This is a genomic window from Oxynema aestuarii AP17 (genome assembly GCF_012295525.1).
GTDB lineage: Bacteria > Cyanobacteriota > Cyanobacteriia > Cyanobacteriales > Laspinemataceae > Oxynema > Oxynema aestuarii.
On record NZ_CP051167.1, the window covers coordinates 333,194 to 354,182 of the forward strand.

General features: G+C 53.1%; 17 protein-coding genes and 1 riboswitch. Of the genes, 4 read left to right on the forward strand and 13 right to left on the reverse strand.

The window, feature by feature from the left end; translation table 11 throughout:
* Positions 1-191 precede the first annotated feature (191 nt).
* On the forward strand, positions 192-3,656 hold the full coding sequence (locus HCG48_RS01420) for an AAA-like domain-containing protein (protein WP_168567561.1): 3,465 nt from the start codon (positions 192-194) through the stop codon (positions 3,654-3,656).
* A gap of 101 nt (positions 3,657-3,757) precedes the next feature.
* Positions 3,758-4,186, forward strand: coding sequence for a hypothetical protein (locus HCG48_RS01425; RefSeq protein WP_168567562.1), 429 nt, complete (start codon positions 3,758-3,760; stop codon positions 4,184-4,186).
* Between the two features lie 11 nt (positions 4,187-4,197).
* Here HCG48_RS01425 and HCG48_RS01430 read toward each other — a convergent pair whose 3' ends face one another.
* The 12 genes from HCG48_RS01430 to HCG48_RS01485 all read right to left on the reverse strand — a co-directional run bounded on the left by HCG48_RS01430 (position 4,198) and on the right by HCG48_RS01485 (position 18,124).
* On the reverse strand, positions 4,198-5,541 hold the full coding sequence (locus tag HCG48_RS01430) for a hypothetical protein (RefSeq protein WP_168567563.1): 1,344 nt from the start codon (positions 5,539-5,541) through the stop codon (positions 4,198-4,200).
* A gap of 451 nt (positions 5,542-5,992) precedes the next feature.
* Positions 5,993-6,850 carry an energy-coupling factor ABC transporter ATP-binding protein gene (locus HCG48_RS01435; RefSeq protein ID WP_168567564.1) on the reverse strand — a complete coding sequence of 286 codons (858 nt, stop codon included), beginning with the start codon at positions 6,848-6,850 and terminating at the stop codon, positions 5,993-5,995.
* A complete protein-coding gene (gene cbiQ, locus HCG48_RS01440) occupies positions 6,840-7,637 on the reverse strand; it encodes a cobalt ECF transporter T component CbiQ (protein WP_168567565.1) in 798 nt (265 codons plus the stop codon). Before cbiQ ends, HCG48_RS01435 begins: the two co-directional genes overlap by 11 nt.
* Before the next feature lie 66 nt (positions 7,638-7,703).
* Positions 7,704-8,018, reverse strand: a complete 315-nt coding sequence (locus HCG48_RS01445) for an energy-coupling factor ABC transporter substrate-binding protein (protein WP_168567566.1) — start codon at positions 8,016-8,018, stop codon at positions 7,704-7,706.
* A 3-nt stretch (positions 8,019-8,021) separates the two neighbouring features.
* Positions 8,022-8,777 (reverse strand): energy-coupling factor ABC transporter permease, encoded by a 756-nt coding sequence (locus tag HCG48_RS01450; RefSeq protein WP_168567567.1) that lies wholly within the window; start codon positions 8,775-8,777, stop codon positions 8,022-8,024.
* A gap of 335 nt (positions 8,778-9,112) precedes the next feature.
* Positions 9,113-9,331: riboswitch (cobalamin riboswitch) on the reverse strand.
* 339 nt (positions 9,332-9,670) lie between these two features.
* Positions 9,671-10,732 carry an NAD-dependent epimerase/dehydratase family protein gene (locus HCG48_RS01455; protein WP_168567568.1) on the reverse strand — a complete coding sequence of 354 codons (1,062 nt, stop codon included), beginning with the start codon at positions 10,730-10,732 and terminating at the stop codon, positions 9,671-9,673.
* 236 nt (positions 10,733-10,968) lie between these two features.
* Positions 10,969-12,033 carry a uroporphyrinogen decarboxylase gene (hemE, locus tag HCG48_RS01460; protein ID WP_168567569.1) on the reverse strand — a complete coding sequence of 355 codons (1,065 nt, stop codon included), beginning with the start codon at positions 12,031-12,033 and terminating at the stop codon, positions 10,969-10,971.
* Between the two features lie 143 nt (positions 12,034-12,176).
* Positions 12,177-13,079, reverse strand: a complete 903-nt coding sequence (locus HCG48_RS01465) for a S66 peptidase family protein (RefSeq protein WP_168567570.1) — start codon at positions 13,077-13,079, stop codon at positions 12,177-12,179.
* A 58-nt stretch (positions 13,080-13,137) separates the two neighbouring features.
* Positions 13,138-14,223: a glycosyltransferase family 4 protein gene (locus tag HCG48_RS01470; RefSeq protein WP_168567571.1), complete on the reverse strand. Its 1,086-nt coding sequence runs from the start codon at positions 14,221-14,223 to the stop codon at positions 13,138-13,140.
* Positions 14,224-14,260: 37 nt separating this feature from the next.
* On the reverse strand, positions 14,261-15,460 hold the full coding sequence (locus HCG48_RS01475; RefSeq protein ID WP_168567572.1) for a HEAT repeat domain-containing protein: 1,200 nt from the start codon (positions 15,458-15,460) through the stop codon (positions 14,261-14,263).
* A 151-nt stretch (positions 15,461-15,611) separates the two neighbouring features.
* Positions 15,612-16,730 carry a DMT family transporter gene (locus HCG48_RS01480; protein ID WP_168567573.1) on the reverse strand — a complete coding sequence of 373 codons (1,119 nt, stop codon included), beginning with the start codon at positions 16,728-16,730 and terminating at the stop codon, positions 15,612-15,614.
* A gap of 155 nt (positions 16,731-16,885) precedes the next feature.
* Complete coding sequence (locus tag HCG48_RS01485) at positions 16,886-18,124, reverse strand: RNA-guided endonuclease InsQ/TnpB family protein (protein WP_168567574.1); 1,239 nt, start codon at positions 18,122-18,124, stop codon at positions 16,886-16,888.
* A 352-nt stretch (positions 18,125-18,476) separates the two neighbouring features.
* Here HCG48_RS01485 and sppA point away from each other — a divergent pair, with 352 nt between their 5' ends.
* Together sppA and aroH are read left to right on the forward strand one after the other, a co-directional pair.
* The gene (gene sppA / locus HCG48_RS01490; RefSeq protein ID WP_168567575.1) at positions 18,477-19,292 is read left to right on the forward strand and encodes a signal peptide peptidase SppA; all 816 of its coding nucleotides are present in this window, start codon (positions 18,477-18,479) and stop codon (positions 19,290-19,292) included.
* Positions 19,293-19,439: 147 nt separating this feature from the next.
* The gene (aroH, locus tag HCG48_RS01495) at positions 19,440-19,826 is read left to right on the forward strand and encodes a chorismate mutase (protein ID WP_200666355.1); all 387 of its coding nucleotides are present in this window, start codon (positions 19,440-19,442) and stop codon (positions 19,824-19,826) included.
* A 157-nt stretch (positions 19,827-19,983) separates the two neighbouring features.
* Here the strand turns inward: aroH and crtR are convergent, their stop codons facing one another.
* Positions 19,984-20,886, reverse strand: a complete 903-nt coding sequence (gene crtR / locus HCG48_RS01500; protein ID WP_168567577.1) for a beta-carotene hydroxylase — start codon at positions 20,884-20,886, stop codon at positions 19,984-19,986.
* Positions 20,887-20,989 lie beyond the last annotated feature (103 nt).

Here is a 20,989-nt window from a genome sequence, read left to right on the forward strand (position 1 = left end):
CCTTGATTTCAAAGGGTTTGACAAGTTTAGATTATTTTGAGTATGGCATTGCACGGCCATTCCGTAAACCCCGATCGCCCCTCGGTCGGCGATCGGCGGCGAGAGACAATCAATAATCTACGAACGACAAATATAAAAAACAAGATACATTAATTATATATTAAAGAAGTATTTCCCCCTCATTGAAGCGAATGGTTAACATCGAACAGCTATCGTATCAAGTTGGCGGTTCACTGGCGAATGATGCACCGACTTACATCGAAAGAGAAGCCGATCGCCATCTTTACAATCGCTTGAAGCGAGGGGATTTTTGTTATATTCTCAACGCGCGACAGATGGGGAAATCGTCGCTGTTAGTCAAAACCCGCCATCGCTTAGAAGCGCGGGGGTTTAAATGCACCACCGTCGATATGACCCGCATCGGCGGTGAAAATATCACGCCCTTGCAGTGGTACAAAGGCATTGTCACCGAATTGTGGAAGGGATTTCGGCTGTTAGGTAAGTTTAATTTAAAAAGCTGGTGGCGCGAAGCCGAAGACATTTCCCTATTGCAGCGTTTGAGTTATTTTGTCGAACTTTTATTAGAACAATTCCCGGAAGATCGGTTATTCATTTTTATCGACGAAATTGACAGTATTTTATCCTTAGATTTTCCCGTCGATGATTTTTTTGCCTGGATTCGCTTTTGCTGCAACCAACGGGCGATCGCCCCGGAATACCAACGCCTCAACTTTGCCATTTTCGGCGTGGCGACCCCTTCGGACTTGATTCGCGATCGCCAACGGACCCCCTTTAATATTGGCGAGGCGATCGCCCTCGACGGCTTTAGCTTAGAAGAAGCTGCCCCCCTGGCCCGAGGATTTGGCGTCAGCGACGACAAAGCCATCGAACTTCTCAAACAAATCTTGTTCTGGACCGGGGGACAGCCCTTTCTGACACAAAAACTATGTCAGTTAACGACCGTCGAATTGTCCAAAGTCTCCCTGTTATTCCCACAAGACCTCGATCGCTTCATTGACGATTTAGTACGTCAGGCGATCGTCGAAAACTGGGAGTCCCAAGACGAACCGGAGCACTTACGCACGATCCGCGATCGCTGTTTGGCGGACGAAAACCGGGCGGGACGACTGCTGGGGCTGTACCAAACCCTGTTACAAAATACCCCCGTTCCCGTTGACGACAGCCGCGAACAAATGGAACTGTTACTCAGTGGCTTAGCGGTCAAAGACTCCGGTCAGTTGCGGGTGAAAAACCCAATCTACCGCCATGTTTTCGATCTCGATTGGGTCGCGCAACAGTTAAATCAACTGCGCCCCTACTCCCAAACCTTCAACGCCTGGGTGCGTTCGGGGAAAGCCGACGAATCGCGCTTGTTGCGGGGTCAAGCCCTCCTCGACGCCCAACACTGGGCCATGGGTAAAAGTTTGAGCAATCTCGACTATCAATTTTTAGCCGCCAGCCAACAATGCGATCGCCGGGCCGTCCAACAGGCGTTAGAAGCGGAAAAACTGGTCGAAGTCGAAGCCCGACTCGCCCAAGAACGGCGAACGGCGCAGTTGCAGCGATCGCTACTCGCCACCGCCGTCGCCGCCTTAGTCCTCTCCTTGGGATTCGGCGCGACGGCGTACTGGCAATATCGCCAAGCCCGTTTGCGTGAAATCGACGCCCTCACCTCGTCTTCCCAGGGCTTATTTGCCTCCGATCGCCGCTTGGATGCCCTCATCCAGGCGATGAAAGCACGGCAGGCGGTTCGGCAGTTAGGGGCGATCGCCGCCCCCTTACAAACCCAAGTCAGCGCCGCCTTAAACCAAAGTTTTTATGGCGCCACGGAGTACAATCGCCTCAGCCAAAACGAAACCCGGGTGTGGGATATCGCCTTCAGTCGCGACGGACGACAAATTGCCACGATCAGTCAGGACAATACGATCCGAATTTGGGATAACCGAGGCCAACTGTTGCAAGAGATCGACCAACCCGGTTACGAATTGCGATCGCTCGCCTTCAGTCCCGACGGTCAAACCTTAGCCACCGCCACCAGCATCGGCGAAGTTGAATTGTTAAATGCCGAGGGTCGAGTTTTCACTCGTTTTCCCGCCCACGATCTCGAAATTTCGCAAATTCTCTACAGTCCTGACGCCCAAACGATCGCCACCGCCAGTGGCGACGGACTGGTCAAATTATGGAAAACCGACGGAACTTTACAGCACGTTCTCTCCGGTCATCGCGGCCCCGTCCGGCAAATTGCCTTCAGTCAAGACGGACAGAGGATCGCCTCGGCGAGTAACGATCGCACGGTCAAACTCTGGAATCGGTCGGGGAAACTGCTCAAAACCTTTGAAGGCTTTGATGCCCCAGTCACTGCCGTTACGTTTACTCCAGACGGCCAATATGCGATCGCCGGAGGGGCCGATCGCCGGGTGGAACGCTTGGGGATCGACGAGGGCGATCGCCTTACCCTCGGCGAACATGAAGGAAGCATTTACGCGATCGCCGTCAGTCCCGACGGACAAACCATCGCTTCCGGAAGTTGGGATAAAACCGTCAAACTCTGGTCTCTCGACGGTCGCTTCTTACAAGCTTTTCTCGGACATCAAGCTCCAATTAGCGGCTTGTCCTTCAGTCCGGACGGACAAACCCTCGCTTCTGCAAGTTTTGAGGGCGCAGTCAAGTTGTGGAAGCTTGACAGCGATTTTTTGCAAGTTTTCCGCGCCCACCAAAGCGAAGTGCGCGCGATCGCCTTTACCCCAGACAGTCAACAGTTCGCATCGAGTAGTTGGGACGGATTTATCCATCTCTGGCGACTCGACGGTACCCTGTTACGCAGCATCCACGCCCATGAGAGTGGGATTGTCGGCTTGGCGTTCAGTCCCGACGGGCGCACCCTCGCCTCGGGGAGTTGGGACGAACAGATTAAATTATGGGATCGCGACGGCAACCTGCTGCGATCCTTTCACGCCCATGATATAGCGGTGAATCAAGTTGCGTTCAGCCCCGACGGACAACGTTTAGCGTCTGCAGGTAATGACAACACCGTCAAACTCTGGAAACTCGATGGAACCTTAGTACAGACCTTTGACAACTATCCCGAATCGGCGACGGCGATCGCCTTCAGTCCCGACGGACAACGCCTCGTCACCGGGAGTGAAGATTACTTCATCCGCATCTGGCACGTCAACGGCACCCTCTTACACCAGTTTTCCGGGCATCGGGGAGGCATTTGGGGGGTCGCCTTCAGCCCGGACGGTCGCTGGGTGGCGTCGGCGAGTGCGGACGGAACGGCGAAACTGTGGCCCTTGGACGGTGGCGAACCGATTTCCCTCGACCGTCACGAGGGTATTGTCGATAAAGTCGTCTTCAGTCCCGATGGGGAGTTGGTCGCTACTGCCAGTTGGGACCGCACGGTCAAACTCTGGAACCGCCAAGGGGTAGAACTCAAAAGCCTCGCCCGCCACCAAGAACCCGTGCGGATCGTCCAGTTCAGTCCGGACGGTCGCTGGTTGGTTTCGGGAGGGGACGATCGCAACGTCGTTGTCTGGGATCGATCGCGGGTGATGGCCCTCGACGAATTCGATCGCGCCTGTCAACTGGTCGCCGATTATTTACAATTCAGCCCGGAAATTGCCCCGCGCGATCGCAAGATCTGTCAAGATCTGTAATGACTCGTCGGACGGCGATCGCCCCGGAACGAACCCCGATTAAAGAAGTCTTAAAATAGAAGTAAGAGAATACAGTTAAAAAAAATCGAGGCAATAGCAAGATGAAACCCAAACTTTACCAAAGGATCGGCACGGCGATCGCCCTCGTTCTCGTCGGCGCGATCGCCCCGACAGCGCGCGCCGAAACTATTCAAATTCAACCCCAATTTTCCCCCGATCCGATGGTCGTAGAAGGGCGATCGGGCGGTGCGACGAACAGCGAATGCGGCTACCTCGGCGATACCCCGAATCACGTTTTAGAAGTCGGCGCCGATCTGCCTTACTTGCGGATTTCAGTCGAAGGAACGAACAATCTCAGCCTCCTAATTGACGGACCCGGCGGACGCTTCTGCGTATTAGCCGACAGTTACACCGAACAAGGGCCGGAAATGTCCGGTTTGTGGACTCAAGGAACCTATCAAATTTACATCGGCGATCGCGCCGGAGAAGCCAGCGATTATCGCCTGTACATTTCCCACACTCCCAACTAAATTCTCGTGTTTTAACCAAACCCTTTCACTGTTTTTTTCTTGCCTTTAGATTTCCGTTTCGATTTGGTTGTCCGAACCTCGGCGAGGGCGCTTTCAAATAACTGGTGCAAATGTAACGGGATGCTCGCCGTTCCCGGTAATTCTGGCGCTAAGGGCTTGTCAAATTCTTGCATTAACCCGTCTAAATCCGCTTCTAATGAAAAATTGGGTCGTTCTAATACCGTGGCGAGCAACTTTTCCAACGCTTTCGGGTAGTCCCGCGCCAAACGGTGCCAAATTTCGACGGTAATTTCGGGAGTTTCTAAATAACGGCGGACTAATTTAGCGGCCAATTCACTATCTTCTTGAGGAACTTCTAAAAGATGTTCAAATTTAGAATAATCGGCTAAGAAATGGTGACCCCAGCGAGGATCGGATAAAGCGGTTACCGCTTCGGCTGTTTTGAGAGATCCGGGTAATTCAACTTTCGGTAAAATTGTTTTATTTTCGGTTTGTGTTTCTAATAATTGCGAAATTTCTTGCGAACTCGTGCCGGATTCTTTTGCGGTTTCTTCGATAAGAGATTGGCGATCGACTCCCGAATCTGCTGCCAATTGTTCGATAGATTTTGTACCGTCCACTCCCGATTTAGCGAGTTTTTTGTGCATCACTAATTCGGTTAATTGGGCAATTTTGCGATCGAGTTGATAGCCGGGTAAGGTGACGCGATCGCCCCCGAAATATTCTACAAATTCTCGATGATATTGAGCGACGGAATCCCACGCTTCTTGTAACAATTCCGGTGCGTCCGCATATAACTGATGGGGATAGTGTTCTTTAAAATCGCCAATAGCGACGGCAAGTTTGGGTTTACCGAGTTTACCTTTCGGAATAAACGGACCGAATAACATCCAGCGATCCTCCCCTAATGGTGCGATCCGCGCGGCGATAATATCTCCCGGTTGGAGGCGATCGCATTGCGCGCGATCGCTCTCGGGATTGGGTTCAATTCGATATTGTTTCGCCGTCAGCCAGTTTTTAACCTCAAACCCATCGGGCAAAATTTGCAGCACTTCAAACAGTCCGGTAAAACTACGATTCCATGCTTGCAAAAGCTGGCGATCGCCTGTAGACAAATGACCCAAACTGTCCTCGGTTTCTAAAAATAAATTCAGAGGACTTTTTTCACCGACTTTCCCTTCAATTGCAAACGAATCGATTAGTAAATAGCGATATTTACGATCCGCACTATCCCGGCGCCCCTGTCGTGCGGCGAATTTCTCCAGGGCGATCGCCGTTTCTCCTTCTGCCTCTAAAATAAAATCAATTAACCCTTGTTTTAGTTCCCAAGCGCGAGTTACTGTCACTCGTTCCATCGCCTTTTCCAACGCAACAGACCCAGCATATCCGTAGCCAGGAGGCGATCGCTTCCCCCTGCAGATAGGGATTTAGGGATTTTAGATTTTAGATTTTAGATTTTAGATTTTACCGAATTGGCGACGAACTTCTGTAGGGATAAGCGGTTAGACATTTAAACTGCATCAGTCAAACCAGCGAAGTTCCTATGAGACAGTCGATCGAGAAAATATCAAAAAATCCTGTAAGGCTTTGGTAACCCAACCCCTACAGCATACAATCGTTTTTGGTCATGCGAGCATCCTGCCCACCTCGTAACTATGCATTTTAAAAGATAAACAGCTTATCCCTCGTATCTGTTCACCTTAACGATCGAATGTACGACAAAAAGGGAATGGCACGAGCAAAGTCACCAAGCTGTGTTTTTGTTTCACAATATTGCCAGATATAGCAACTCGAAAAATAACCACTCTAGACGGATCTCAGAGAATTCTCTTCGTTGAAGGATCGATACCCTCCACATCTCAAGCGCTTCAGGATCTGAGAACGTACCGTTTTCACGGAAACATTGTTGTCTTCCAATATTATTAGTAAATCCACAGCCAACGGTAAGCCAAGCCCTAGGGCGCTCAGTTCTTCGTGTCGATCGAACACCTGTTCCGCCGGTCCTTCGAGAACGATGCGTCCGCAGTCCATCACCATCAGCCAATCCGCCCAAGCATAGATAAAATCGAGGTCGTGAGTGGCGATTAAAGCCGTCGTTCCAGCAGCGTGAATGCGTTCGAGTTGGCTAAACAGCGTGCGAGTTTGCGCCGGATCGAGATAAGCCGTGGGTTCGTCCATCAGGAGAAGTTGGGGTTGCAAAACCATTACATCGGCGATCGCCACCCGCTTTTTCTGTCCCAAACTCAGATGGTTAATCGGCGTATTCGCCAACTCCAACAAATCGAAATCCTCTAAAGTGCGCTGCACGCGATCGGCAATCTCCGATTCAGGTAATCCCAGATTACACAGACCGTAGGAAATATCCTCTTCCACCGTCGTCGCCACGAGCTGATGTTCCGGGTCTTGGAACACCAAACCCACCTGCTGGCGCAGCGTCCGCAGGGACTTACGGCTGTAATCTAGGGGTTTTCCCTGCCAGTACAACTTACCGCGATCGGGACGAAACAGACCGTCTGCCAAGCGCAACAGCGTACTTTTACCGCAGCCATTGCGACCGATGAGACCGCAGCGACGACCGGGAGGAATGCGTAACGAGAGTTCCTGTACGGCGGGTTTCTGCGCGCAAGGATAGGTGTAAGTGACGCGATCGAACTCAATCGGCATAATAGATTCCCGTGGCGATCGCCAACAACAGACACCCCACCACCGCTTCCGTACTGTAACGCCAACTGGGTTTGTGGCGGCGAGCGTGCCAAACCTGCAACTCTCCCGTAAAGTTCCGCGACTGCAACCCGAGAGAGATTTGGCGATAACTGTCCAACGTGCGCACCACAAGTTGGCTCACCACAAGTCCCAGACTGCGCAGACGAACCCGCCAGGAGAGATATCCCCCGCGCGATCGCTGAGCCGTCACCAAGTCCGTGGCTGTTTCCGCCAGCATAAAAATAAAACGATACATCAGTGCCAACAATTCCACCATCAAGCTCGGACAGCGCAGTTGACGCAACACCCACAAAATCTCCACAAACGGCACCGTCAACAAAATGAAATACAAACAGGACGTCAGCGTCAAGGCGCGAGCGAACACCTCACTCGCCTGTTGCCATCCTTGCACGCTGAGATAGAGATAAACCGGGCCGATAACAACCCCTTGCATCACATCCGGTTGCACCGCACTCCAACGACTCGCCGCCGTCACCCCCAGCAACAACGCCGGAACGCTCGTCAGCCAAAAGCTGAGGGGCAACAGTAACAGTCGAGCGTAAATCTTCGCCGGAATCTTTGCGTAGCCGACAATCCACACCGCCAGCCAAAGGGCGATCGCCCCCTGAACCCAAGGTGCAGACCCATAACCGAGAATAAAGAGAACGGCGGCAAAACTCAACTTATGCTCGGGCGGCAAGTGTCGAAGTCGGTTGGTATAGACGAGAGAATCAATCTGATGGTGCATCAGCCTCCAGCCGCGTCCGCCGTAATTGCCGCCAGGAAATCGTTTCCCAGAGCGTTCGGAGATTTATCATTCTTTGCCAGATGGTTTGCGCTCCGTTCGTCCTCGATAAAACCCGATCGCGTAGCCGATAACCCCCGCACCGATGGCAGCTTGAGAAACAAACAGCAAACTTTCGATTTCACCACTCGGCGGCTCGAACACCGCTTCAAACCAGGGTTCGTAGTCCGGCTGAATTTCGCCAATCGCTTCTTCCGCTTCGCCGTCAGCCCCACCGTATTCGCCTTTCACGAAAATCAGGGGAAGTACCGCCAGGGCAATTACCGCAAACACGATAAGCCAGTTTCCTTGTTTTTGGGGTTTTTGTCTATATTGCGTTTCCATCTCCTAAGCTCCTGTTTTCAAAACCTTCAACGTCTGCAATTCATCGGTGGCGTAGGATTGCAGCCAATTCCAAACCAACACCGTCAGGAGACCTTCGCTGATGGCGAGGGGAATTTGGGTAAGGGCAAAAATCCCCGCGAACTTCACGAAGGCGGCGACGAAACCCCCACTGGCGGCGGGGAAAGCCAAAGCCAGTTGAATTGAGGTGACGATGTAAGTCACCAGACCTCCCAGAGCCGCAGCGAGGAACACGGCCAGTTTTTGCTTATCGCTGTTGGCAAAGAGGCGATAGACGCCGTAAGCTACCCAAGGGCCGACGATCGCCATCGAAAAGACGTTCGCGCCTAATGTCGTCAAACCGCCGTGAGCTAACAATACTGCCTGGAAAATCAGGACGAGACTACCGAGAACCGTCATCACCGACGGCCCGAACAGAACGGCTCCCAATCCCGTCCCCGTGGGGTGGGAACAGCTCCCCGTCACTGAGGGGATTTTCAAGGCGGAGAGGACGAAGCTAAAGGCTCCGGCTAGAGCCAGTAACAGTTTGAGTTCGGGATTTTCGCGAGCAATGCGAGCCAGCGATCGCAATCCCAAAATGAAAAATGGTAGAGAGACAATCCACCAAAACACAGCCCAGCCAACGGGTAAAAATCCTTCCATGATGTGCATGGCTTGGGCGGGTGGAGCGACTCCCACAACTAGGTAAAGGCTCAAAGCCGCCATCGCGACTAACTGTAAGATGCGAGGGTTTAGCTTCATTGATGATTCCTGAAATGCCTGAAATGGTAGATGTGAATGGGTTTAGGTAGCTTGAAACTGGCGAAGGTCTGTTCGACCTCGATCGGCGATGTTGAATTTTTAGTCTCGATGCGCGATCGATCGAGACGGTCGTCAAAACAGCAATTTCTGCTAATGCGCGAAGTTGCCAAGATGAGGGGACTCATCCAAGCTCAACGCTAATGTTTTTAACCGACCCGTCTGATGCCAAACTTCTCTACTCGTCTCGGAGTTTTGTAGGGATACTCCAAGCACGACTCAATGGCGATCGCTTAAATTCTAAATTGCTGATCATCCGTACCTCGCAGATGTTGAAAACGATAAACTCCATATCGGTGGGCATTCTGACTGAGAAAAAGAGAGGGTTTGGTATTCGGCAAAAACTCTCAGGGCGGATTCCTTAGATGCCAAAACTGAGCTTTTCAACCTTCCACTCTTTTTCATTACAGCTGCGGGACAGTGGCAGATTCGCACTGCTCTTTCCCCGTTTCCTCTAAGGGCTGCTCTTCCTTAGAACCGATAATCTTCCACATCCTATCATTGAAGAAACCTTATCGAGCCTTCGAGATCCGAAAATCAACGGATCGCGATCGTTTTCGATGAGGGGAGGTGCGATTCCATTCCCTCTATCGAAATCCCCGGCATTGCCCAAGTCAAAGCCTGCCAAGACATAGCCTGGGCGATGAGGTCAACCAAGGAGTCGTAGGATCGATCGGCTGTAGCCGCCAAGGAAGCCAAAATTTACTAAGTGCGATCTCAGTGATGAATTTATACTTCGCCAGATTGAGAAATGCTGTATATCGATTGTTTAGGGTTCTAATAGTTTAGGGTTCTAATGGCAGACCAACTGACTCGCGATTCCTGGAAAACTGTTCTCAAAAATCCCGTTCCGCTTCTCCCGTTCCCGGTTCGTTCTGAGAACTTTCTGAAGTTGGATCCTCAAAACTATTTGCCGACATCGAATAAGGCGACTCTACTTTAAAATACCCCGACGCTTTCAGCGTATCCCTCAACGTCGGATATTCCGTCGTCATCCCAAACGTCGCCGGGGTCACCGGGTCGGTATAGGTAAAGTGGCGTTGCTTGAGGCAATATTCATCCCAAGACGACATTTGAATGCGGAATAAGGTAATAAAAATATCCGCCAAAAGGGGCGTCAGGGGAATGCGAAAAACAATACTTTTATTCACTGCCGCACAAATTTCTTCAACCGCTTGGTCTACGGTCATCGCGGCATTTCCCAATACGAACGGACGGGACGGTTCGGGGGGATTTTCCACTAAATGCAGGACGATTTTAGCGATATCGCGGGCGTGAATGAAGTGAAAACTGCCCTCGGCTTTAAAAAAGCGAATTAAATTAATCCATTTGAGGACTTGTGGCACTCCTGCAGTTAAATGAGACAGGGGTTTTTGTTCGTCCCCACCAAAGACCAACGTGGGATAAAGAGTCGTAATTCGAGAGGCGAGGGGCAAACGACTGAAACGGCGAATGCAGTCGAATTTAGAGCGGATGTAATCGGTGCCGAGTTGTCCGGCTTCTCTTAACAATTCGTTATTGCGATCGAGAATACTCGCCGTCGAGAAATAAATCACTTGTTCGCAAACCTCCGGATCGAGCAGTTCGATTAAACGGAGGGTTTTGAGAACGTTGACATCGAAAACTTCCTGACTTCCTCCCCACGCCGTAGCGGCTAAAATAGCAATGTCAATAGTCGCGAGTAGATCCTTATAACGATCGATGTCGCGCATATCGGCTTTAATGATTTCGATACCGGAACGCGCTTCGAGATCGACACGCAATTTTTCGGGATCGCGCACGAGCAAAAAGAGTTCGTAGTCGGTTTCTTGAATGAGCGTTTCGACTACGTAGTGACCGATGCAGCCACTAGCACCAGTGACTAAAATCCGCTTGGGTTTATAGTATGAGGAAAACACAGGAGGTCTAGGGCTAAATAAAGGTGTGTGAAGTTAGAGAGGAAAGTAAATGAAGGCGCCGTTTAACGTTTAGATTTTAGAGGCTGACGGCTGATTTGTCACCGAAAGTTTTGGCCGTAAAGTTCGTGGCGAACAGCGAATTACGTCAATTGACCTCCAAATTCGCCATTCGCCTTTGACTGAAAATTTCGGTTGCTTTGGAGTTAACTACCCCATACACCCTAAATTGGGGGTTTTCAGGCACGAACGGCAAGGAGTTTGTCGGCTTGTTTGGCGGTTTCAAAGAAAAAGGCGGCGTTTTCTTCGGGGGTACCGGGAAGAATGCCGTGACCCAGATTCAAGATATGGCCTTGATTGCCTGCTTTGCGAATCGTATCGAGGATGCGATCGCGGATGAACTCCTGGGATCCAAACAAGACGCACGGATCGATGTTACCTTGGACGCCGATCTCGGGACCGAGACGCTTGCGGGCGTCGGCCATATCCACGGTCCAATCGACGCTGACGATATCGACGCCGGATTGACCCATGCGTTCCAGGATGCCCGCACTGCCACTAATGTAGAGGATTAACGGCGTATCGGGGTGAGTGGCTTTGACCTGTTCGATGACCCGTTTTTGATAGGGCAGGGCGAAGGTGTCGTAGTCTTGGGGACTGAGTTGACCCGCCCAGGAGTCGAACATCTGTACGACTTGGGCGCCGCAATCGATTTGATAGCGCACGTAAGTGGCGATCGAGTCGGCAATTTTGCCTAAAAGGCTATGTAACATCTCGGGGTTGGAGAAGGCCATCCCTTTGATAATTTTGTAATCTTTAGAGGATTTACCTTCGATCGCGTAAGCCGCCAGGGTCCACGGCGCCCCGACAAATCCCAATACTGCTGCTCGATTGCCGACTTCTTGACGCAAGGTTTGTAAAATCGTGCGGATGAAGGGCAAGGAGGCTTCGGGATCGAGGGGATGGACGTTCTCGACTTGTTCGGCGCTGCGAATCGGCGGATCGATGATCGGGCCTTTGCTTTCGACGATATCGAAGGGAATGCCCATTCCCGGCAGGGGAGTCAAAATATCGGAAAATAGGATCACGCCGTCGGGTTGAAAGGCGCGAAAGGGTTGCAGGGAAATCTCGATCGCCAAGTCCGGATTTTCGGAGCGCTCGCGAAATGAGGGATATTTCTGCCGCAATTCCCGATAAGCTTTCATATAACGTCCGGCCTGCCGCATCATCCATACAGGGGGACGGTCTAATTTTTCACCACGTGCTGCCCTTAATAGATAGGGAATCTGGCTTGATTCAGCCATCTAATGTTCACCTTAAACGTTCTTAAATGCCATTGTTCAGCTTACCACTGAGCGATTGTGATTTGATGCCTTGTTTCGCCGAGTTGGAAGCCGAACTAAGGCTTACCACGAGTTGGCTAATTTAGCAGATTTTGTAATGTTTTTTAACCCGATCGCCCGTGTCCAAAGGCCAACACGCCGCGATCGCCGTCTAACTCTACCGGGACGCCGACGGGAAGGGCCGCATTGGGGCCGTCGTGACCGAAGGGCAAGTCGGAAACTACGGGAATCCCTAAATCGGACAGGCGATCGCGCAGGACTTCGGCCACGGTAAAACTCGGCAATTTGGCCAATTCGTCGCACTGGCTGAACCGTCCCAGGGCAATCCCGGCGACGCGATCGAAGATCCCTTGCATCCGCCATTGGGTCAAGAGGCGATCGAGGCGGTAGGGCGCTTCGCCCACATCTTCGAGGGCGACGATCGCCCCGTCTAAGGGCGCTTCGGCGGCGGTTCCCAACAGGTGAGTGGCCACGGTTAAATTGGCGGGAACTAAGACCCCGCAAGCGCTTCCGCCTCCCCACCCCCGTCCCTGAAGGGGCGCGATCGCCCGTCCGCCGACGACATCGAACAAGCGCGCGATCGACCAGTCCGGTTCCTGGGGCAGGGTCGTCAGTACCGGACCGTGAACCCCGCCGATCCCCTGACCCCACAAACTCCACAACAAAGCCGTGATATCGGAAAACCCGATTAACCATTTCGGCGATGCGATCGGTTCCCACTGCCACCGTTCGAGCAAGCGCGCCCCACCGTACCCCCCTCGGGCGCAGAGAATCCCGCGACAGTCCGGATCGGCCCACGCCCGTGCCAGTTGCTCGCGGCGATCGCGATCGTCCCCGGCGAGATACCCCCAGCGTGCATCGTACCCGGGGCATAATTCGACGCGAAACCCGCGCGATCGCCAAATTTCTAGTCCTTTTTCCAGGATTTCCGGTTCTTTGAGACAACCACTCGGGGCGATAACTCTGAGTAAGTCTCCCGGTTGTAAGGGCGGGGGAAATAAGGGCATATTGTGGAATTTTAGCGTTTAGAGTTCACATAGACACGATTCTCAATTTCCGACGCCTTCAAGCCCCAAGCAAATCGTAAAACCATTTTTCCATGCGATCGCCCATCGCACTGACGGAAAATTGGCCTTCAGCGCGATCGCGGCAGGTGCGGCGGTCGAGGCGATCGAGCTGGCTAATCGCCTCGACCAAACCTTCGACGGAATCGGGTTCGACTAACCACCCCGTTTCGCCATCGCTGACAATTTCTGCCGGACCGCCGCGACGGTAGGCGATCGCCGGAACGCCGCAGGCGAGGGCTTCGACCACCACATTACCGAAGGCTTCGACCCAACGGGGAGTGACCAAGAGGGCGCGGCTGCGTCCTAATTCCCGTTGCAATTGTTTCGTTTCGAGAAAGCCGCAATAGGCGATCGCCGCATCGGGGTAGGTCTCGCGGATCTCGTGCCAATAATCTTTATCTTGCAAGTATCCGAAAATTTTTAAGGGGATTCCGCTCTTTTGTGAGGCGGCGACGGCATCTTCCAAACCCTTTTCGGGAGAAATCCGACCGACCCAGGCGAGGGTATGGTCCGGAGTTTCGCAAAACTCGTAAGCACCAAAGTCAAACCCGTTGAACAGACAGCGACAGCGATCGCCAAAGCTAAAGGTTGCCGCTTGCGCTCGCGAATGAACCCCAATACTGCCGGGGAAAGCGATCGCGACTCTTTCAATAATTTCATCCATGACGTCGCTGAGGGATCCCATGCTGACCAGATGGGCGATCGGGCGCTGAAAGAACGGGGTCAAATAGAAGGGCAACCAGTCGTATGCAAAGTTACAAATCAGATCGAACTCACTTTGTCGCGATCGCGCCACTTCCCAGAGATTGGCGAGGACGGAATGAGCCGATAAAGTGACGGGGGTCTGGCGTCCCTGAGTTTGGGCGGTAGGCTGTAGTTCTCCCGGAATTTGGGCGATCGGCAAGTCGCCGAGGTCGGATCCTTCCGGGGCGAGGATGGTTAAGTGATGTCCGCGCCGTTGCAATTCGGTGGCGATATTGCGTAAAGTCAGCTCGACGCCGCCGCCGAGTCCGGAACCGAGCGGACCGACGGGAGTTGAAACGAAGAGCAATTTTAAAGAATGGGGGGGATTGACCGAGGGCATGAGGGATCGAACGGAATCGAGAGCGAGTCAACTCGACTTAGGGAATATCTTCGGGAGCTTCGGGAGGATGGCTCCAACTGGGCAATGCGGAGCGGCTTTCGAGATCGGCGCGCCCTTGAAAGCGGGTCAATTGACTGACGGCCCAGGTGGCTGCCTGACGGACCTCTTCATCGGTATCGTCAACGGCGTGCTGTAGGAACTGACTAATTTGCAAGACTAAGTCGTAAAACAAGGTGATGTCGCGGATGGCGTTTTTGCGAACGTCGGGATTGCGATCTTTGAGGGCTACGCTCAAGCCGCGATTCATCGGTTGGAGAACGCGGGTGCCAATTTTGGCGATCGCGGCGACGATCGCGCTGCGCTGCTGAGAATCACACTCTACCATCAAATTGACCAACGGTTCGATCGCCCGCGAATCGCCACACTGGGTCAACTCCCAAATGATTTTGGAGCGTTTTTGGGGATCGCAGCGTTGCAATTCGGCGATCAGTGCTTCGACTCGATCGATGTTGGGCCGGGAGTGGGTTGGCTCGACCCTCACCGGAGTGGCGGGAGGCGTCGGCATTGGTGCGGGGGGCTGGGACGTCCCCGAAGTCATGGGGGAGAGGTCCGATCCGGCAACATCGTTGTAGCCATTGAGTCCGCCATCGATGGGAGGAGGGGGAGAAGGGGGCGGCGGTTTGGAAAAAATCTGCGGAGCCTGGGGTAAATTGAGGGGGCGATCGTCCTGGTCGGAGGCTTCGCGATCGCTCGGTGGGGCTTTCTCGTCCGGGATCTCCTCCGACTCTCCGAGGTCGAGATCTTTGTGGGCGAGTTCGTCGTCGAAGGCTTCGGTTTCCAAGGGGTCGTCTTCTTCTAAGGGGCGGGTCAGCCAGTAGAAGGCGCCGACAAAGGCTCCCGCCGCGAGCAGGGTTCCGAATCCGAGGACGGCCCACCAGAGGAGTTCTTTTTTAGAGCGGCTTTTTTTGGGTTTGGGGCGCTCCGACTCGGAGTCGTTCTGAGCGATTCGCGTCGGCGAGAGGGGTTCGGAAGACGATCCGACGCCCACGGTGGTGCCATCCGCACTCAAGGCGGAATTTTCCGGAGTGAGGGGGGCAATTTCTCCTGGGGTGACAACGGATCCCATCCCTCGACCCTCTGTGGAAGGGGTGGCGAACGATGTCCTCACGAGGGAACTTTCGACGATCCCAAGACAGGTGAAACTGGCGAGTAAGAAGAGGTGGCGCTTTAACGTCATAAACGGATGGAGGGTGAGGAGATGCAACCAGCCTTCTCTGATGAAAGAGTGACGACCAGCTAGCCCATTCCTACCCGTTATAAACCCGATCGCGCCAGGACACAATGTTTTGAGGGTCGAGGCGATCGCCTCCCGTGGAGTGGCGAAAGATTTAGGAAGTCATTTCGGTCTCGGATTGAGAGAGGCCAATCTGAACCGGGAGTTCCACAGGTTTGGAGGGGTGCTTGTGAGTGCGGGCGATCGGTTCGCGATCGCCTTTGGCGAAGCCCTGTTTCTGAGCCAGCTTGGACATCAACACTTCGCGCTGGTTGATGATGTAGATGCTAACTAGAGTGAGCAGCACTCCCGCCCACTGTAACCCTGAAAGGGTTTCTGAAAGTAAAAGATTGCCAAAGAAAAGAGCAAAAACGGGGGTTAGGAAAGTCAGCGCACTCAAACTGGTGAGATTTCCTTGAGAGGCGAAGTAAAAGAATACACCGTAGGCGATCGCGCTCCCGAACACGGTGGCATAGCCCAGTGACAACCAACCGTACAGGTCAATATTAACCCACTGTTGCGATTCGCTGACTCCCGAGAGCACCCATAAGGGTAATCCACCGAGGATCATGTGCCATCCGGTCGCCACGATCGGATCGACGTGTTTGCAGACGAAACGGACGCTGACCGTGCCTGCGGCCATTGACAGGGCGGCCAGCAGCATCAACCACTCACCGTTATTGAATAATTGCAACAGCAGCGATCGCCCCCACTCGAAATGGTTCACATCGGCGATCGTCAGGGGAATTTCTCCGTTCCCCAGACTGCGGGCGAAGCCCAAAATCCACTCGTCGGGCAAGCCAATCGCGGCAATTCCGACGACGCCGAGACCGAGACCGATCGCCCCCAACCAGCCGATGGTTTCGCCGAACAGCCACGCCGACAATAAGGCGACGGCGATCGGTTGGGAGTCGATCATCACCGAACCCAACCCGGCCCCCGTGCGGACTAACCCTTCGGCGAGAAACCCTTGAAACAGGGTGCCGTCGATCGCCGCAAACAAGCCGATCCACAACCAAGCTTTCAGGGTTTGCGGTTGTTGGCGACCTTGCCAGGCGGCGACGAGCAAGACGAGAATCCCCGCCGGAATCAAGCGAGTACCCGCCAAAAACAGGGGCGTGGTTTCGGGGATAGTACTTTTCATGGCGACCATTGCCGTTCCCCACAGGAAGAAGGGACTGAGCAAGAGCAGCCAACGCAGGGGGGTTTGGGTAAGAATCGTTCGGTTTTGCATAGACGTTATCAAGTTCGATCGAACACTCGGCAATCAAGCCAACAGGCGCGCGCCGTCCCAGCACGGCCCTGAGAAATTTGCCCAATTCTAGTGACGTTCTCCCGACGCTGACCTATGCGCTTCGCGCAGGCTTCGCCAACGGTACAGCGCGGGCTTCACCGGATCGCTCCAGCGACTACCTGCTTCGTTCGGTCTTGTCTAGGCAATGCCTCCGACCGAACCCGTCCACAGGCGATTTCATCAGCCGTGAGACCCACGACTGAGAGGCCACGATTGCGAATAACTTGAGCGCTGGCAACATCTCTGGGCTTGATGGAACCGCATTCACCGCAATGGTGAATGCGGTCTTTTAGTTCCTTGCGGACTTGAGCCCCACACTCAGGGCATTCCTGGCTGGTGCCTCTAGGGTTGACCTGGCCGTAGTAGACACCACGCTTCCAGCACACCCACGGCAGCACAATGTTGACGAACTGACCCAAGCCAGCATCAACCATGTGTTTGCCGAGGAAGCCCTTAGCGAGTGTCCTGAAGTCCAAGTCTTCAACAAATATTATCCCGGCTCGATCGCAGAGATGATGAGCCAGCTTAAACTGCCAGTCCAGACGGTAATTCGCAATATTTTCGTGAACTCGACCGATCCGCTCGATGAGCTTGAGCCAGTTTTTCGACCCCTTCTGCTTCCCTTTTAGCCTACGTTGCAGCGATTTCAGCTTGCGGTGCAGCTTATTGAAGAAACGAGGACGAGAAACCTGCTCGCCATCAGAGGTGGATAGGAAATACTCCAGACCCACATCCAGCCCCAGGGCATGGCCTTCTGGCGGGATGTCGGGTACATCAACGTCAGCTTTTAGAATCAGCATGACGTACCAGCCTGAATGCTTCCGCACGACCCGAACAGCTTTCAGATCGAAGCCCTCTGGGATGGGGCGATGCAAGTTGATAGGCACCTGGCCGATCTTTGGCAGCTTAATACTGTTGCCATCAATCGCCTCGCCCTTCATCTGCGGAAACAGAAATGACCGCATCCGACCAAATTTCTTGAACCGAGGAAACCCAGTTCGCTTTTGGTGGAATGCGACGAAAGCAGCATCAACCCTCCCCATGACATCCTGAAGCACCTGAGAATGAACTGCCTTGAGTTCGGGGTTCGTTTTCTTGGCTTCAGTTAATGCCTTTTTCTGGTGGTAGTAATCGGGATATGGGGCGTTAGCTGGGATGATGTACTCCTTCTGGAGAGTGCAAGCATTGACCGAGCACTTCCGACTGCCGATCCAGTCCTTGCGCTCTCCGACCGCATAGTTGTAGACCTGGCGGCAAGTCTCCAGCCAATTCAGCATCTGGAGTTCTTGTTCGAGATCTGGGTAAATCCGGTATGAGTAGGTCAATACAAGCATGTAGGTATTATAACTTAGGAGAAACAGCAATGTTCCCTAGAAAATCGCGAAAGAGTATGGCGACTCCGTTCCACTCCATCGCCTCGGCTTTCATCCCGATACTCACGCTTCGCGTAGAGTGCGGGGCTTCCCGCCGATTAAGCTAAATTATGTATTTATGTTAAGCGATCGCCCTGGGGAAAGTGCAACGCCTCCCTCGCAATAGGGCAAACTAGAATTGAGCGCGATCTCGTCGATGTCAATCCCTCGTCGAGGCGCGATCGCTTCAACCCAGCGCACTCGCCAGCCCAATTTTTCCTCTGGAAACAGGTGACTCGCTCGATCCATCCATCATTGATTTGCTTAATTGCCCATGATTTGGCCCTTTAGAAAATTCCGTAAAAAAATTGCCCGCATTGAAGTCACCGGATTGATTGCCGGAACCACGCGCAAAAAAGTTCTCGAAGCGCTCAAAACCGTCGAAGAACGAAAATTCCCCGCCTTGTTGTTACGGATTGACAGTCCGGGAGGAACCGTCGGCGACTCCCAAGAAATTTACAACGCCCTCAAGGAGTTGGGTAAAAAGATCAAAATTGTGGCCAGCTTTGGCAATGTTTCGGCATCGGGGGGCGTGTATATCGGTATGGGCGCCCACCATATCGTGGCCAATCCCGGTACGATTACGGGCAGCATCGGCGTCATCTTGCGCGGCAATAATTTAGAACGCCTGCTCGATAAAATCGGCGTTTCGTTTAAAACGATTAAATCCGGTCCGTATAAAGATATCTTGTCATTCGATCGCGAACTGACCGAGCCGGAAAAATCGATTTTGCAAGAGTTAATCGATACGAGTTACAACCAGTTCGTGCGGACCGTCGCCGAAGCCCGCAATCTCGAAATCGAAACCGTCAAATCCTTTGCCGACGGGCGGATTTTCACCGGGGAGCAAGCCTTGGAACTCGGGGTCGTCGATCGCGTCGGGACCGAAGAAGAAGCACGACGGTGGGCGGCGGAATTAGTCGGACTCGATCCGGAGAAAACCAGTTGTTTTACCCTGGAAGAACGCAAACCTTTACTCGCCCGGATCGTCGGACAAACCCAGGTCGCCCCTCGGGTATCGGCAGGTCTAAATTGGTTAGAATTTGAGCTGTCTCACAGTGGACATCCGTTGTGGCTGTACAGACCTTAAGGGGGGATTGGGGGAGCGCGCCCTCGGCTGAGGCTGACGAAGTTCCCCGGATCTGGGCGGACTGGGAGCCTTGGCGCCCGATCGCGGGAGCCCCCGAGTCCGCGCAACCCGATCGCTGACAATTGAGAAAAAATGGAGGATTTTGGCGTGGAGTGGAGAGTTCGCGCGATTCGTGGAGCGACAACTGCTTCGGCGAACACAGTAGAAGCCATTCGCGAGGCAGTGACCGAATTGCTCGACGAATTGGAGAAACGCAATCAGATCGAGCCGGAAATGACGATCAGCGCGATTTTTTCGGTGACGAAAGATTTGGATGCGATTTTCCCGGCGGCGATCGCGCGTCAGCGTCCCCACTGGGAAAATGTGCCCTTGTTGGACGTGCAGCACATGCACGTGGTCGGTGACTTAGAACGGTGCATTCGGTTTTTGATTCACGTCAACCTCCCCGCATCCCACCTCGAAGTTCACCACCCGTACTTGCGGCAGGCGAAGAATCTCAGACCGGACTGGAGTTTTTCCCGAGTCGGATCTTAAAATCCGTGCGGGGGTGGGGGTTCCTCGATGAGAACCTCCTTCCCCGCCGGGGACTCGACCGATAAAAATGGGGGAGGGAGGCGCGATCGCCCCACCTTCCCCCGGTTCGCGTCGGCGCTGCGGCTGGCTCGAACCTTGACAGATATTCAAAAATATGCTACTTAATTTCCGGTTTGCTCTCAGGGCGGTGGTGGTGAAAGCGGATGCCGAGAAAAATGTCGTAGAGGAAACTCCAAAAGTCTTTTCCTTGTAAGAGTCCGAGGGATTGATGGCAGCCTTTCGCTTCCAAAAGCGGTTTCGTCGCCCAATACGCACTTTGGTACTTGTACCAGGGAATCGAAGGCCACAAATGATGGATGAGGTGGTAATTCTGACCCAAAATTAATAAATTCAACACCGGACTCGGATAGACCCGAGCATTTTTCCAGCGATCGCGTTCTTTAAACGGTCGATGGGGCAAATAGTCGAAAAACAACCCTAAAGCCAGACCGACGACTAAAGCCGGACAGAACCAGAAATTGAGAATATAGCCGAGAAAATCATACTGACAGGCGATCGCGATCGCCCCGACCACGACCAAACGGCTTAAAAACCATTCCAGCAGCTCGTAATTGCGCCACAAGCGACGTTTGAAGAAAAAGATTTCGTGGTAAAAAAAGCGCGCCGCAATCAACCACAAAGGGCCGCCCGTCGAAACAAAATGATCCGGATCGTTATCCGGATCGTTGACGTGGGCGTGATGTTGCATGTGAACCCGGGTAAACACCGGAAACGCAAAGCCCAACATCAACGCACTGCCGTGACCCAAGATCGCATTCATGAGGCGATCGCGGTGTGCCACATGATGAGAGGCATCGTGAATCACCGTTCCCGCCATGTGCAGGGCCACGACATTAATGAAAAAACAACACCATCCCGGCCAGTGGAGCTGCCAATACCCCAACGTCGATAGCAGCACTAACCCCACCGCCGCAAAAAACATCAGCAGTGTGGGATTGAAGTCCTCTGGAGGACCGAGAAACTCTTTAGGCACCCTCAGTGGCGGCGTCGCCTCTGACATGTTCTTCTTTACTCCTTTCAACGAATCCTCGGATAATGTACAATAAGCATCTTCAAATATAAAGTTTTGTGAATCCGCGTGTCTAATCTGGATGAAAATATAA